Raw genomic sequence first — 14087 nt, forward strand, 5'->3', positions numbered from 1 at the left:
TCATTCCACTATCGGGACTTTATGATGAAAACTGTTAATGAGCTGATTAAGGATATCAATTCGCTGACCTCTCACCTTCACGAGAAAGATTTTTTGTTAACGTGGGAACAGACGCCAGATGAACTGAAACAAGTACTGGACGTTGCCGCAGCGTTAAAAGCACTGCGTGCTGAAAACATCTCGACCAAAGTCTTTAATAGTGGATTAGGTATTTCCGTATTCCGCGACAACTCTACCCGCACCCGTTTTTCTTATGCTTCCGCGCTTAATCTGCTCGGCCTGGCGCAGCAAGATCTTGATGAAGGTAAATCACAAATTGCGCACGGCGAAACCGTTCGTGAAACGGCCAATATGATCTCCTTCTGTGCCGATGCTATCGGTATTCGTGACGATATGTATCTGGGGGCAGGCAACGCCTATATGCGTGAAGTGGGAGCCGCGCTTGACGACGGCTACAAACAGGGCGTACTGCCGCAGCGTCCGGCTTTAGTTAACCTGCAATGCGATATCGACCACCCGACTCAGTCTATGGCCGACCTGGCATGGTTACGTGAACACTTTGGTTCACTGGAAAACCTGAAAGGTAAAAAAATCGCCATGACCTGGGCGTATTCCCCAAGCTACGGTAAACCGCTCTCTGTACCGCAAGGCATTATCGGCCTGATGACTCGCTTCGGTATGGATGTCACCCTGGCTCATCCGGAAGGCTATGACCTGATTCCGGATGTCGTTGAAGTGGCTAAAAACAACGCTAAAGCATCCGGCGGTAGCTTCCGTCAGGTCACCAGCATGGAAGAAGCATTCAAAGACGCAGACATCGTTTATCCGAAGTCATGGGCACCTTATAAAGTGATGGAAGAGCGAACTGAACTGCTGCGCGCGAACGATCACGAAGGCTTAAAAGCACTGGAAAAACAGTGCCTGGCACAGAACGCGCAACATAAAGACTGGCATTGCACTGAAGAGATGATGGAACTCACCCGCGACGGTGAAGCCCTGTATATGCACTGTCTGCCAGCCGATATTAGCGGCGTATCCTGCAAAGAAGGTGAAGTCACGGAAGGCGTATTCGAAAAATACCGTATCGCTACCTACAAAGAAGCCAGTTGGAAACCCTATATCATCGCCGCGATGATCCTTTCCCGTAAATATTCCAAACCTGGTGCACTGCTCGAACAACTGCTGAAAGAAGCGCAAGAACGCGTGAAATAACCCCTCGAGCCGATCGGCAGGTCGGCTCTCTATTTCCAGAGGCCAAAAGGATAGGATATGTCCGTTTTCTCATTGAAGGTTGATATCGTCGATAACAAATTTTTCAACGGCGAAACATCACCGCTCTTTTCGCAAAACCAGGCAAAACTGGCGCGCCAGTTTCACCAGAAAATTGCTGGCTATCGCCCAACACCGCTTTGTGCGCTGGACGATCTCGCAACTCTTTTTGGTGTAAAGAAAATTCTCGTTAAGGACGAATCAAAACGCTTCGGTCTGAACGCCTTCAAAATGCTCGGCGGTGCGTACGCTATCGCTCAGTTACTGTGCGAAAAATATCATCTGGATATCGAAACACTGTCATTTGAGCATCTGAAAAATGCCATTGGCGAAAAGATGACCTTCGCCACCACCACCGACGGCAACCACGGGCGCGGTGTTGCCTGGGCTGCTCAACAACTCGGTCAAAACGCGGTGATTTACATGCCGAAAGGTTCTGCTCAGGAGCGTGTAGACGCCATTCTGAACCTCGGCGCCGAGTGCATCGTCACCGACATGAATTATGACGATACCGTCCGCCTGACCATGCAACACGCTCAGCAACACGGCTGGGAAGTCGTACAAGATACCGCCTGGGAAGGCTATACCAAAATCCCAACCTGGATCATGCAGGGCTACGCCACATTAGCGGATGAGGCTGTTGAGCAAATGCGTGAAATGGGCGTTACGCCAACTCACGTCCTGCTGCAGGCTGGCGTCGGCGCAATGGCCGGCGGCGTGCTGGGATATCTGGTGGATGTCTATAGTCCTCAAAATCTGCACAGCATCATTGTTGAACCTGACAAAGCTGACTGTATTTATCGCTCTGGCGTCAAAGGCGACATCGTTAACGTTGGCGGCGATATGGCCACCATCATGGCGGGCCTGGCCTGCGGCGAACCGAATCCGCTGGGTTGGGAAATCTTACGTAACTGTGCCACCCAATTCATCTCCTGCCAGGACAGCGTTGCCGCATTAGGTATGCGCGTGCTGGGTAATCCCTACGGCAACGATCCGCGCATCATCTCCGGTGAATCTGGCGCTGTCGGTTTAGGCGTTCTTGCGGCTGTTCATTATCACCCGCAACGTCAAAGTCTGATGGAAAAACTGGCGCTGAACAAAGATGCCGTGGTGCTGGTTATCAGCACTGAAGGCGACACTGACGTGAAGCACTACCGCGAAGTTGTCTGGGAAGGCAAACACTCTGTAGCACCATAATCACCCTATTGGAAATAGCTCCCCGCCAAACGGGGAGTCAAAAATCTGGAGAAAAATAATGGCTAAGAATATTCCATTCAAACTGATTCTTGAAAAAGCAAAAGATTACCAGGCAGACATGACCCGCTTCCTGCGCGATATGGTTGCGATTCCCAGCGAAAGTTGCGATGAAAAACGCGTAGTGCATCGTATTAAAGAAGAGATGGAAAAAGTAGGTTTCGATAAAGTTGAAATCGACCCGATGGGCAACGTTCTCGGTTATATCGGCCACGGCCCGCGTCTGGTTGCAATGGATGCTCACATCGACACCGTCGGTATTGGCAACATCAAAAACTGGGAATTCGACCCGTACGAAGGTATGGAAACTGATGAACTGATCGGCGGTCGCGGTACTTCTGACCAGGAAGGCGGCATGGCGTCTATGGTTTATGCCGGTAAAATCATCAAAGATCTGGGGCTGGAAGATGAATACACCCTGCTGGTAACGGGGACAGTGCAGGAAGAAGACTGCGACGGTCTGTGCTGGCAGTACATTATTGAACAATCCGGTATTCGTCCGGAATTTGTGGTCAGTACTGAACCGACCGACTGCCAGGTCTACCGTGGTCAGCGCGGTCGTATGGAAATTCGTGTTGATGTTCAGGGTGTTAGCTGCCACGGTTCTGCACCAGAACGCGGAGATAACGCCATTTTCAAAATGGGCCCAATTCTTGGCGAATTACAAGAACTGTCCCAACGTCTGGGCTATGACGAATTTCTCGGTAAAGGTACGCTGACCGTTTCCGAAATCTTCTTTACCTCCCCAAGTCGTTGCGCTGTCGCAGACAGTTGCGCAGTTTCTATTGACCGTCGTCTGACCTGGGGCGAAACATGGGAAGGTGCACTGGATGAAATCCGCGCGCTGCCTGCGGTACAGAAAGCCAACGCAGTCGTTTCTATGTACAACTACGACCGTCCGTCCTGGACTGGTCTGGTTTACCCAACCGAATGCTACTTCCCGACCTGGAAAGTAGAAGAAGATCACTTCACCGTTAAAGCGCTGGTGAATGCCTACGAAGGGCTGTTCGGCAAAGCACCGGTCGTTGATAAGTGGACATTCTCAACTAACGGCGTCTCCATCATGGGCCGTCACGGTATTCCGGTTATCGGCTTTGGCCCCGGTAAAGAACCTGAAGCGCACGCGCCAAACGAAAAAACCTGGAAATCTCACCTGGTAACCTGTGCCGCTATGTATGCGGCAATCCCATTAAGCTGGCTGGCAACCGAATAATTATTCATCACTTATTCCCCTCTGGTTCGCCGGAGGGTTTCTGGAGTTTGCTATGCGTGTATTGATCAAAAACGGCACTGTTGTTAACGCTGATGGGCAAGCAAAGCAGGATTTGCTGATTGAAAGCGGGATTGTTCGCCAGTTAGGTAACGATATTTCGCCGCAGCTCCCTTATGAAGAAATTGATGCCACTGGCTGTTACGTTTTCCCAGGCGGCGTGGATGTCCATACGCATTTTAATATTGATGTCGGCATTGCGCGCAGTTGTGATGATTTTTTTACCGGCACCCGCGCGGCTGCGTGTGGCGGTACAACAACCATTATTGACCATATGGGATTTGGCCCAAACGGCTGCCGGTTACGCCATCAACTGGAAGTTTATCGTGGTTATGCCGCCCATAAAGCGGTCATCGACTACAGCTTTCACGGTGTTATCCAGCATATCAATCACGCTATCCTCGATGAAATTCCGATGATGGTCGAAGAAGGGCTGACTAGTTTTAAACTCTATTTAACCTATCAATACAAACTCAACGATGACGAAGTGTTACAGGCGTTACGCCGTTTGCATGAGTCCGGCGCGCTAACCACCGTACACCCGGAAAATGATGCTGCTATCGCCAGTAAGCGGGCGGAGTTTATCGCTGCCGGGCTAACCGCGCCGCGCTATCACGCATTGAGTCGACCGCTGGAGTGCGAAGCGGAAGCCATCGCCCGAATGATCAACCTGGCAAAACTTGCCGGTAACGTACCGCTCTATATCGTCCACCTGTCTAACGGATTAGGCCTGGATTATCTGCGCCTTGCCCGCGCGAACCGCCAGCCTGTCTGGGTTGAAACTTGTCCGCAATATCTTCTGCTCGACGAACGTAGTTATGACGCAGAAGACGGCATGAAATTTATTCTTAGCCCACCGCTGCGCAACGTTCGCGAGCAGGACAAGCTGTGGTGCGGCATCAGCGATGGTGCGATTGACGTGGTGGCGACCGATCACTGCACCTTCTCAATGGCCCAGCGCCAGCAGATTTCCAAAGGTGATTTCAGCCGTTGCCCAAATGGCCTTCCCGGTGTGGAGAATCGTATGCAGTTGCTGTTCTCCAGCGGCGTAATGACCGGACGTATCACACCGGAGCGTTTTGTTGAATTAACCAGTGCAATGCCCGCCAGACTGTTTGGCCTGTGGCCACAAAAAGGAACATTAGCGCCCGGTTCAGATGGTGACGTAGTGATTATAGATCCACATCAGAGCCAGCAAATTCAGCATCGCCATCTCCACGACAACGCTGACTACTCGCCCTGGGAGGGCTTTACCTACCAGGGTGCAATTGTCAGAACCCTATCCCGTGGTGAAACGATTTTCTGTGACGGCACCTTTACAGGCAAAGCCGGACGGGGACGTTTCCTGCGACGCAAACCGTTTGTCCCTCCCGTGTTCTAACCACTGCCAGGGATCTATACACAATCAAGAATGATGAGTGAGGAAAAATGAGTAAGAAAATTGTTCTCGCCCTGGGCGGGAATGCGCTGGGCGATGATCTGGCCGGACAAATGAAAGCGGTAAAAATTACGTCTCAGGCAATTGTTGATTTAATTGCCCAGGGGCATGAAGTTATCGTCACTCATGGTAATGGGCCACAGGTGGGCATGATTAACCAGGCATTCGAAGCCGCCGCAAAAACGGAAGCGCATTCGCCTATGCTGCCGATGTCTGTCTGTGTCGCCTTAAGCCAGGGATATATTGGTTACGATCTGCAAAACGCCTTACGGGAAGAACTGCTTTCTCGTGGCATTAATAAACCCGTTGCAACGCTGGTTACTCAAGTCGAAGTCGACGCTAACGATCCGGCATTCCTCAATCCGACCAAACCGATCGGCTCATTCTTTACCGAGCAGGAAGCAGAACAACTGACAAAACAGGGTTACACCCTGAAAGAAGATGCGGGTCGTGGCTATCGTCGTGTCGTCGCTTCGCCAAAACCAGTTGATATTATTGAAAAAGAGACGGTAAAAGCTCTGGTAGATGCCGGCCAGGTCGTAATCACCGTTGGCGGTGGCGGTATTCCGGTGATTCGTGAAGGTAACCATCTGCGCGGTGCCAGCGCGGTTATCGATAAAGACTGGGCCAGCGCCCGTTTAGCAGAAATGATCGATGCCGATATGCTGATCATTCTTACTGCGGTAGAGAAAGTAGCAATTAATTTTGGTAAAGAGAATGAACAGTGGCTCGACCGCCTGTCATTGGCCGATGCAGAACGCTTTATTGATGAGGGGCATTTTGCTAAAGGTTCGATGCTGCCGAAAGTGGAAGCCGCCGCGTCATTTGCTCGCTCTCGCGCAGGCCGCGAAGCGCTGATTACCGTGTTAAGCAAAGCGAAAGAAGGGATTGAAGGTAAAACCGGAACGGTGATTTGCCAGTAAGTTAAAGGCCGGGGGGCGATGCCATCCGGCCGTTTTCATTTAAGCCACTTCCAGTACTTCTTTCGTCGCTTTAACGCCCTGGTGCATCAACATCATTAACGCCTCAAGTACACCACCACCAATCGCCCGGGCTTTATCAGAAACGCTGGTGAAATCAGCCGTTTCGCCACGAGGGTCGATATCACCGATTTTAAAACCGCCGACGACAGCCAGCCCATCGTTCAGCAAGCCTCTCACCATACCGGCCAACGGTGCTTTAATTTCATGATCGCCAACACAGGCAATAACATCACCCTCTTCTACCAGATCGCCTAATTTCACATTCGAGCGCATGATACCCGCCGCCGGAGCGCGAATAACCCGCCGGGTGGTATGCCCCATAATATTACCTGGAACACCGGTATTCTCCTGCGCACAACCGGAGTAGATCACCTGTCCCAGCCAGTGCCCACGGTTTGTTTCAATAACCGCATGGCAATCTTTTCCTGCGGTAAAACCAGGCCCGAGCGCAATTGTTACCGGTGCCATGTCCACACGCGTACCCAAATTCTGTTTCGCCAGAATGGCATCTACCACGCACAGCGGTTTCAGTTCATCAAGCAGCGAACAGGAAGGGTCCACCATTACCGGGATATATCCTCGCTCAGTCAGTTTCATCGCCTCCGCAGGGGTCGAAGCCAAATGAGCAGTAACACCTTCAACTGTCATTTCACCGTCGAACACGGCCTGGGCAAACGCTACGGTACAACGAATCACCGTCGGCTTTTCAACTTCCAGCATGATCACTTTAAAACCCGCATGATACAGACGTAACGCCACTCCACTGGCAATGTCTCCCGCGCCACGAATCACCACCAGTTGATGCCCGGAAGGATGCGAAGGTTTCATCATCAACCCGCCCGGCGCGTTATTTTTCACCTGTAATATTTCTGCCAACACGCTGATGGCGATCTCCTGCGGCGTTTCCGCACCAATGTTATAACCAACCGGTGCATGTAAACGGGCAATATGCTCTTCAGCCACGCCTTTCTCACGCAATTGACGCAGGAAAAGCTGAACCTTGCGGCGACTTGCCAGTAACCCCAACCATGCAATGGGCTGTTCAATGAGTTTATCGAGAGCTTCACGATCCTGATTATTCGTGGCAATGAGAACAAAATTATCAGGTCGAATTTCCAGCGCCTCTACCGCTACACCAAACGAATCGGCATGTAGAAGCGTGGTTGCTGGCGGGAAAAGTTCAGGATTGAGGCTTTCGCGATAAATATCGGCAACAGCAATATCAAACCCTAATAGCGCAGCACTCTGGGCAATCGCCCGGTTAACATGCCCCGCGCCGATCAACACCAGACGTGGCCGCATACCATGCACGCTGATAAACACTGACATTGCGCCTCCACAGTCTGACCCGACGGCATCCGCGCCGTTACGGGCCATTCGTCCATGAAATAATCGCGGCTTACGTTCCTGCAATGCCTGTAGCGACTCTTCAATCACCTTACGCTCAACCATTCCTCCACCAATCGTACCAACGATGGAACCATCGGCACGCACTAACATTTGTGCAGAATGGCGGGGAGTAGAGCCTCGGCTATCCACAATTTGCGCCATAGCAAACGGACAATTTTGATCTTCGAGTTTTGCAGCCTCTGTGAAAATATTCATACCAACCTCAATCGATATCCTTTCAGTAACCCGGAATACCCAGGTCGCTAATTCACAAATCTGCGCGCGATTGCAGGATACTCTTGTATATCGCCCAGCCAGATTGCCTCTACGTCGTGGTGTTGCAGTGGTTTGAGTAGTTCGCTTTGCGCAATCGCATTCTCACATTGAGAAAAACGGTTAATAAACCAGACCCGCCGACACCCTGATGGCACGTTTTTAAACGCACCTTGCGGATGGCGAACCAGGGCAACAAGATCGCTAAGTTGCAAGGTCGCCCCCGGCGTCAGGCCAGTAATGTCGGCAAACTGCGGCCAGCGATGGACATTTTCCGCGCCAACTTTTGCGCCTAAAACATGCCCCCCCATCACAGCAATCACGCAACAACTGCTTCGTGGTATGCAAGGTTCGTGCTCATCCGGCGCTTTTAACGGCATTCCACGCGAGCCATCAGCCTCAATGAGAATTACGTCACATTCCGACCGTTGCGCCAGTGCATCAATGGCATCTGGCGAAAATCCCTGTGCTTTCCCCTGTATCGCTTTCCAACGATGAAAACAAAATAAAATGGGAGATGTGAGAGACGCATGAGGAAGTGTTGCAGGATCACGGCAAAAAACTACAGGCCAATGAGAAACTGGCATAAACATATGCGTAGTCGTAGTAATTAACACACGTCTGCCACTAGCCCGGAGTACCTCTGCCAGCCAAAAAAGCAGACTGGTTTTCCCCCCTGCGCCAACAACTGAAATCACAGCAGGACGTTTCTGCACGTCTAAGTCAATGAATAACGCTGATGGGTCAATTATACTTTTCACAAATCTTTATAGTCCTCTCAGGGATAAATTAACCCCACAAATTCATTAACCAGGAAGTAACGTAATCCCCAGACGTTATTACCCAATATAAATAATGGAACGACTATGCCAGCTATCGACTGTATAATTACCGCTGCCGGATTATCATCAAGAATGGGACAATGGAAAATGATGTTACCCTGGCAGCAAGGAACAATTCTTGATGCAAGTATCAAAAATGCGTTGCAGTTTTGTAGCCGAATTATTTTAGTCACAGGTTTTCGCGCCAATGAACTGCATCATCGCTACGCACATACTGCCAATATTACTCTTATTTATAATCCAGATTATGAGCAGGGTTTACTGACCTCGGTGAAGGCAGCGGCCCACGAAGTGCAAACAGAGCATTGCTTTATTACCCATGGTGACATGCCAACTCTAAATAGAGATATTTTCCTAAAAATCTGGCAGTTACGTAACAGCGGCGCAATACTCCCGCTACACAATGGTATCCCTGGCCATCCCATTTTAATCTCAAAATCGAGCCTGATGCAGGCAATACAACGCCCCAATGTAATCAATATGCGTCAGGCATTACGCATGGGTGAACATTATTCCGTCGAGATGGAAAATGAAGAAATAATTTTAGATATTGATACTCCAGATGACTTTATTAATGCGCAAAAATGGCATACTTAATTTTAGAAAATCAAGCTAAACGATTGCGTTCAAATATTTAACCCACCCTCCACTCCTTTATCATAATGATAAGGAACAACTGTTTTTGAGAAATGAGAAAAGATGATAAAAGCCATAAGAATAATAACGTTCAGGAGTGATTTTAATTCTCATTTGGCACCTGTGAGATCATTCACAAAAAACCATTAAGTTTCGAGGCGCTTCACATTTTTTTATATTTCCGGGCAAACCGGGCAAGAGTGGTGCGATTGTTGCTCTATCCCCTTAAACCACCGGATTTATCAATACCGGTCACTCAATGATATCTGTATAAGCTAAGGAGAGGGTTATGGGGGATATTATGCGTCCCATTCCGTTTGAGGAACTTTTGACGCGCATATTTGATGAGTACCAACAACAACGCTCAATCTTTGGTATTCCCGAACAACAGTTTTACTCACCCGTAAAAGGTAAATCTGTTAGCGTCTTCGGTGAAACCTGTGCTACCCCCGTCGGCCCAGCCGCCGGACCGCACACACAGCTCGCGCAAAACATCGTCACCTCCTGGCTGACCGGCGGACGATTCATCGAACTAAAAACTGTACAAATTCTTGACCGTCTGGAGCTGGAAAAACCCTGTATCGATGCCGAAGACGAGTGTTTTAACACCGAATGGTCTACCGAATTCACTCTGCTTAAAGCGTGGGATGAATACCTTAAAGCCTGGTTTGCCTTGCATCTGCTTGAAGCCCTGTTCCAGCCTTCAGAATCAGGCAAGTCGTTCATCTTTAATATGAGCGTCGGTTACAACCTCGACGGTATTAAGCAGCCGCCAATGCAGCAGTTCATCGATAATATGATGGACGCATCTGACCATCCGAAATTCGCTCAATACCGCGATACGCTTAATAAACTGCTTCAGGATGACGCGTTTTTGGCTCGTCACGATTTGCAGGATAAACGCGAACATTTACAGGCATTACCGGCACGCATCCCCACCAGCATGGTACAAGGCGTTACTCTCTCCACCATGCACGGTTGCCCTCCGCATGAAATCGAAGCCATTTGCCGCTACATGCTGGAAGAAAAAGAGCTGAATACCTTTGTAAAACTCAACCCAACTTTATTAGGTTACGCTCGTGTTCGCGAGATTCTCGATGGCTGCGGCTTCGATTACATCGGCTTAAAAGAAGAATCATTTGATCATGACCTCAAGCTGGCGCAGGCACTGGAAATGCTGGAACGCCTGATGGCGCTGGCAAAAGAGAAATCACTCGGCTTTGGCGTCAAACTGACTAACACCCTCGGCACTATCAACAATAAAGGCGCACTGCCTGGTGAAGAGATGTATATGTCGGGTCGTGCGCTGTTTCCACTTTCTATCAATGTTGCAGCCGTTCTGTCTCGTGCCTTTGACGGCAAACTGCCAATTTCTTACTCCGGTGGTGCGAGCCAACTGACGATCCGCGATATTTTCGATACCGGTATTCGCCCGATCACTATGGCAACCGACCTGCTGAAACCTGGCGGCTATCTGCGTTTAAGCGCCTGTATGCGCGAACTGGAAGGGTCAGACGCCTGGGGGCTTAACCACGTTGACGTTGAACGACTGAGCAAGCTGGCAGCAGATGCATTAACCATGGAATACACTCAAAAACACTGGAAGCCAGAAGAGCGTATTGAAGTGGCAGAAGATCTACCGCTGACCGATTGCTACGTTGCTCCATGTGTCACTGCCTGTGCCATCAAACAAGATATTCCGGAATACATTCGACTGTTGGGCGAACATCGCTATGCCGATGCGCTGGAACTCATCTACCAACGTAATGCGCTGCCCGCCATTACCGGCCACATTTGCGATCATCAGTGCCAGTACAACTGTACCCGCCTCGATTACGACAGCGCACTGAATATCCGCGAACTGAAAAAAGTCGCCCTGGAAAAAGGCTGGGATGAGTATAAGCAACGCTGGCACAAACCTGCCGGTTCCGGTTCACGCCATCCGGTTGCCGTGATTGGCGCGGGTCCAGCAGGTCTGGCTGCCGGTTACTTCCTTGCCAGAGCGGGTCATCCGGTTACGTTATTTGAACGCGAAGCCAACGCAGGCGGCGTGGTGAAAAATATCATTCCTCAGTTCCGTATTCCGGCAGAGTTAATTCAGCACGATATCGATTTTGTTGCCGATCACGGTGTGAAATTTGAGTATGGCTGCTCACCGGAACTGACCGTCGAGCAGTTAAAGAATCAGGGCTACCACTACGTTCTGATTGCTACTGGCACCGATAAAAACAGCGGTGTGAAACTGGCGGGCGACAACCAGAATATCTGGAAATCACTCCCCTTCCTGCGCGAGTACAATAAAGGTACGGCGCTCAACCTTGGCAAACATGTAGTGGTTGTCGGTGCGGGCAACACCGCAATGGACTGCGCGCGAGCAGCGTTACGCGTTCCGGGCGTAGAAAAAGCAACTGTGGTTTACCGTCGTTCACTGCAAGAGATGCCCGCGTGGCGCGAAGAGTATGAAGAAGCGTTGCACGATGGCGTGGAGTTCCGTTTCCTGAACAATCCGCAACGTTTCGATGCTGATGGCACCTTAACATTGCGCGTCATGTCACTTGGCGAACCTGATGAGAAAGGTCGCCGCCGTCCGGTTGAAACCAACGAAACAGTAACGCTGCATGTAGACAGCCTGATTACTGCCATTGGCGAACAGCAGGATACCGAAGCCCTGAATGCGATGGGTGTGCCACTGGACAAAAACGGCTGGCCTGACGTCGACCATAACGGCGAAACCCGTCTGACTGACGTCTTTATGATCGGTGACGTACAACGCGGGCCGTCCTCGATCGTTGCCGCTGTCAGCACCGCTCGTCGGGCAGCCGATGCCATCCTTAGCCGGGAAAATATCCGTTCCCACCAGCGCGATAAATACTGGAACAACGTTAACCCGGCAGAAATCTACCAACGTAAAGGCGACATCTCTGTCACCCTGGTGAACAGCGATGATCGTGACGCATTTGTCGCTCAGGAATCCGCGCGCTGCCTTGAATGTAACTACGTTTGCAGCAAGTGTGTGGATGTCTGCCCGAACCGCGCCAACATCTCAATTGCGGTTCCTGGCTTCCAGAACCGTTTCCAGACGCTGCACCTTGATGCCTACTGCAACGAATGCGGTAACTGTGCTCAGTTCTGTCCATGGAACGGTAAACCGTACAAAGACAAAATCACCGTCTTCAGTCTGTCGCAAGACTTTGATAACAGCAGCAACCCTGGCTTCCTGGTGGAAGATGATCGGGTAAGCGTACGTCTGAATAACCAAAGCTGGGTGTTGAACATTAATAGCGAAGGCCAGTTCAACAACGTACCGCCAGAGCTGAACGATATGTGCCGCATTATCAGCCATATTCACCAGCATCATCATTATCTGCTGGGCCGCGTGGAGGTGTAATCATGTTGATTCTGAAGAATGTCACTGCAGTACAGCTACACCCGGCGAAAGTGCAGGAAGGCGTCGATATCGCCATCGAAAATGATGTCATTATCGCTATCGGCAACGCCCTGACACACCGCTACCCTGAAGCCAGCTACAAAGAGATGCATGGCCGGATTGTGATGCCAGGGATCGTATGCTCGCACAACCATTTTTACTCAGGGCTTTCCCGCGGAATTATGGCGAATATTGCCCCCTGCCCGGACTTCATCTCAACGCTAAAAAATCTCTGGTGGCGACTCGATCGCGCCCTTGATGAAGAGTCGCTCTATTACAGCGGGCTGATTTGTTCACTGGAAGCGATTAAGAGCGGATGTACATCGGTTATCGATCACCATGCCTCTCCGGCTTATATCGGCGGATCGCTCTCGACGTTGCGCAACGCATTTCTAAAAGTTGGTCTACGTGCGATGACCTGTTTTGAAACAACAGATCGTAATAACGGTATTAAAGAGTTGCAGGATGGGGTAGAGGAAAACATCCGTTTCGCCCGTCAGATTGACGACGCGAAGAAAGCGGCAAGCGAGCCGTATCTGGTAGAAGCGCATATCGGTGCTCACGCGCCGTTTACCGTGCCAGATGTTGGTCTGGAAATGCTGCGCGAAGCAGTGAAAGCCACAGGCCGTGGTTTACACATACACGCTGCGGAAGACCTTTACGACGTTTCTTACAGTCACCACAGGTACGGAAAAGATCTGCTGGCACGCCTGGCGCAATTCGATCTCATCGATAGCAAAACGCTGGTCGCTCATGGACTGTATCTGTCGAAAGAGGATATTGCCCTGCTTAACCAACGTGACGCGTTCCTGGTACATAACGCCCGTTCAAACATGAACAACCATGTTGGTTACAACCATCATCTTAGCGACATTCGCAATCTGGCACTGGGAACTGACGGCATCGGTTCAGACATGTTTGAAGAGATGAAATTCGCCTTCTTTAAACATCGTGACTCTGGTGGCCCGCTGTGGCCAGACAGTTTTGCCAGAGCGCTGACTAACGGCAACGAACTGATGAGCCGCAACTTTGGTGCGAAATTTGGCCTTCTGGAAGCCGGTTATAAAGCAGATTTAACCATTTGCGATTACAACTCGCCAACGCCGCTGCTGGCAGACAATATTGCAGGCCACATCGCCTTCGGTATGGGTTCAGGCAGCGTTAACAGCGTGATGGTTAACGGCGTGATGGTCTACGAAGATCGTCAGTTTAACTTCGATTGCGATTCCATTTATGCGCAAGCCAGAAAAGCCGCCGCCAGTATGTGGCGTCGGATGGATGCGCTGGCATAAATGACCTATACCCT

10 protein-coding genes are annotated in these 14087 nt (G+C 50.5%); 8 read left to right on the forward strand and 2 right to left on the reverse strand.

What is annotated here, in order from left to right; genetic code table 11:
• Nucleotides 1-24 precede the first annotated feature (24 nt).
• From ygeW to arcC, 5 genes are read left to right on the forward strand one after another with little or no spacing between them, the layout of a single operon-like run.
• Nucleotides 25-1212: a knotted carbamoyltransferase YgeW gene (ygeW, locus tag A9587_RS10490; protein ID WP_001360948.1), complete on the forward strand. Its 1188-nt coding sequence runs from the start codon at nt 25-27 to the stop codon at nt 1210-1212.
• Between the two features lie 57 nt (nt 1213-1269).
• Nucleotides 1270-2466 (forward strand): diaminopropionate ammonia-lyase, encoded by a 1197-nt coding sequence (dpaL, locus tag A9587_RS10495; protein WP_000110506.1) that lies wholly within the window; start codon nt 1270-1272, stop codon nt 2464-2466.
• A gap of 58 nt (nt 2467-2524) precedes the next feature.
• Complete coding sequence (locus A9587_RS10500; protein ID WP_001107131.1) at nt 2525-3736, forward strand: YgeY family selenium metabolism-linked hydrolase; 1212 nt, start codon at nt 2525-2527, stop codon at nt 3734-3736.
• 52 nt (nt 3737-3788) lie between these two features.
• On the forward strand, nt 3789-5174 hold the full coding sequence (gene hyuA / locus A9587_RS10505; protein ID WP_105263561.1) for a D-phenylhydantoinase: 1386 nt from the start codon (nt 3789-3791) through the stop codon (nt 5172-5174).
• 47 nt (nt 5175-5221) lie between these two features.
• Nucleotides 5222-6154 (forward strand): carbamate kinase, encoded by a 933-nt coding sequence (gene arcC / locus A9587_RS10510; RefSeq protein ID WP_000037989.1) that lies wholly within the window; start codon nt 5222-5224, stop codon nt 6152-6154.
• Between the two features lie 39 nt (nt 6155-6193).
• Here the strand turns inward: arcC and yqeB are convergent, their stop codons facing one another.
• Complete coding sequence (yqeB, locus tag A9587_RS10515; protein ID WP_105263560.1) at nt 6194-7819, reverse strand: selenium-dependent molybdenum cofactor biosynthesis protein YqeB; 1626 nt, start codon at nt 7817-7819, stop codon at nt 6194-6196.
• A gap of 47 nt (nt 7820-7866) precedes the next feature.
• A complete protein-coding gene (yqeC, locus tag A9587_RS10520; RefSeq protein WP_010378585.1) occupies nt 7867-8637 on the reverse strand; it encodes a selenium cofactor biosynthesis protein YqeC in 771 nt (256 codons plus the stop codon).
• A 105-nt stretch (nt 8638-8742) separates the two neighbouring features.
• Between yqeC and mocA the strand changes: the two genes are divergently transcribed.
• The 3 genes from mocA (at nt 8743) to ssnA (ending at nt 14073) form a co-directional block, all read left to right on the forward strand.
• Nucleotides 8743-9315, forward strand: coding sequence for a molybdenum cofactor cytidylyltransferase (gene mocA / locus A9587_RS10525; protein ID WP_001110887.1), 573 nt, complete (start codon nt 8743-8745; stop codon nt 9313-9315).
• A gap of 328 nt (nt 9316-9643) precedes the next feature.
• Nucleotides 9644-12742 carry a putative selenate reductase subunit YgfK gene (ygfK, locus tag A9587_RS10530; protein ID WP_000502356.1) on the forward strand — a complete coding sequence of 1033 codons (3099 nt, stop codon included), beginning with the start codon at nt 9644-9646 and terminating at the stop codon, nt 12740-12742.
• Between the two features lie 2 nt (nt 12743-12744).
• On the forward strand, nt 12745-14073 hold the full coding sequence (gene ssnA / locus A9587_RS10535) for a putative aminohydrolase SsnA (RefSeq protein ID WP_000906234.1): 1329 nt from the start codon (nt 12745-12747) through the stop codon (nt 14071-14073).
• The last annotated feature ends 14 nt before the right edge of the window (nt 14074-14087 follow it).

The organism is Escherichia sp. MOD1-EC6162 (genome assembly GCF_002965125.1).
GTDB classification, from domain to species: Bacteria; Pseudomonadota; Gammaproteobacteria; order Enterobacterales; family Enterobacteriaceae; genus Escherichia; species Escherichia marmotae.

Excerpts from the sequence above, each read along its gene's own strand:
- arcC (WP_000037989.1), top strand. The coding sequence starts at position 5,222 with ATGAGTAAGAAAATTGTTCTCGCCCTGGGCGGGAATGCGCTGGGCGAT.
- ssnA (WP_000906234.1), top strand. The coding sequence starts at position 12,745 with ATGTTGATTCTGAAGAATGTCACTGCAGTACAGCTACACCCGGCGAAA.
- mocA (WP_001110887.1), top strand. The coding sequence starts at position 8,743 with ATGCCAGCTATCGACTGTATAATTACCGCTGCCGGATTATCATCAAGA.
- dpaL (WP_000110506.1), top strand. The coding sequence starts at position 1,270 with ATGTCCGTTTTCTCATTGAAGGTTGATATCGTCGATAACAAATTTTTC.
- ygeW (WP_001360948.1), top strand. The coding sequence starts at position 25 with ATGAAAACTGTTAATGAGCTGATTAAGGATATCAATTCGCTGACCTCT.
- hyuA (WP_105263561.1), top strand. The coding sequence starts at position 3,789 with ATGCGTGTATTGATCAAAAACGGCACTGTTGTTAACGCTGATGGGCAA.
- ygfK (WP_000502356.1), top strand. The coding sequence starts at position 9,644 with ATGGGGGATATTATGCGTCCCATTCCGTTTGAGGAACTTTTGACGCGC.
- yqeB (WP_105263560.1), bottom strand. The coding sequence starts at position 7,819 with ATGAATATTTTCACAGAGGCTGCAAAACTCGAAGATCAAAATTGTCCG.
- A9587_RS10500 (WP_001107131.1), top strand. The coding sequence starts at position 2,525 with ATGGCTAAGAATATTCCATTCAAACTGATTCTTGAAAAAGCAAAAGAT.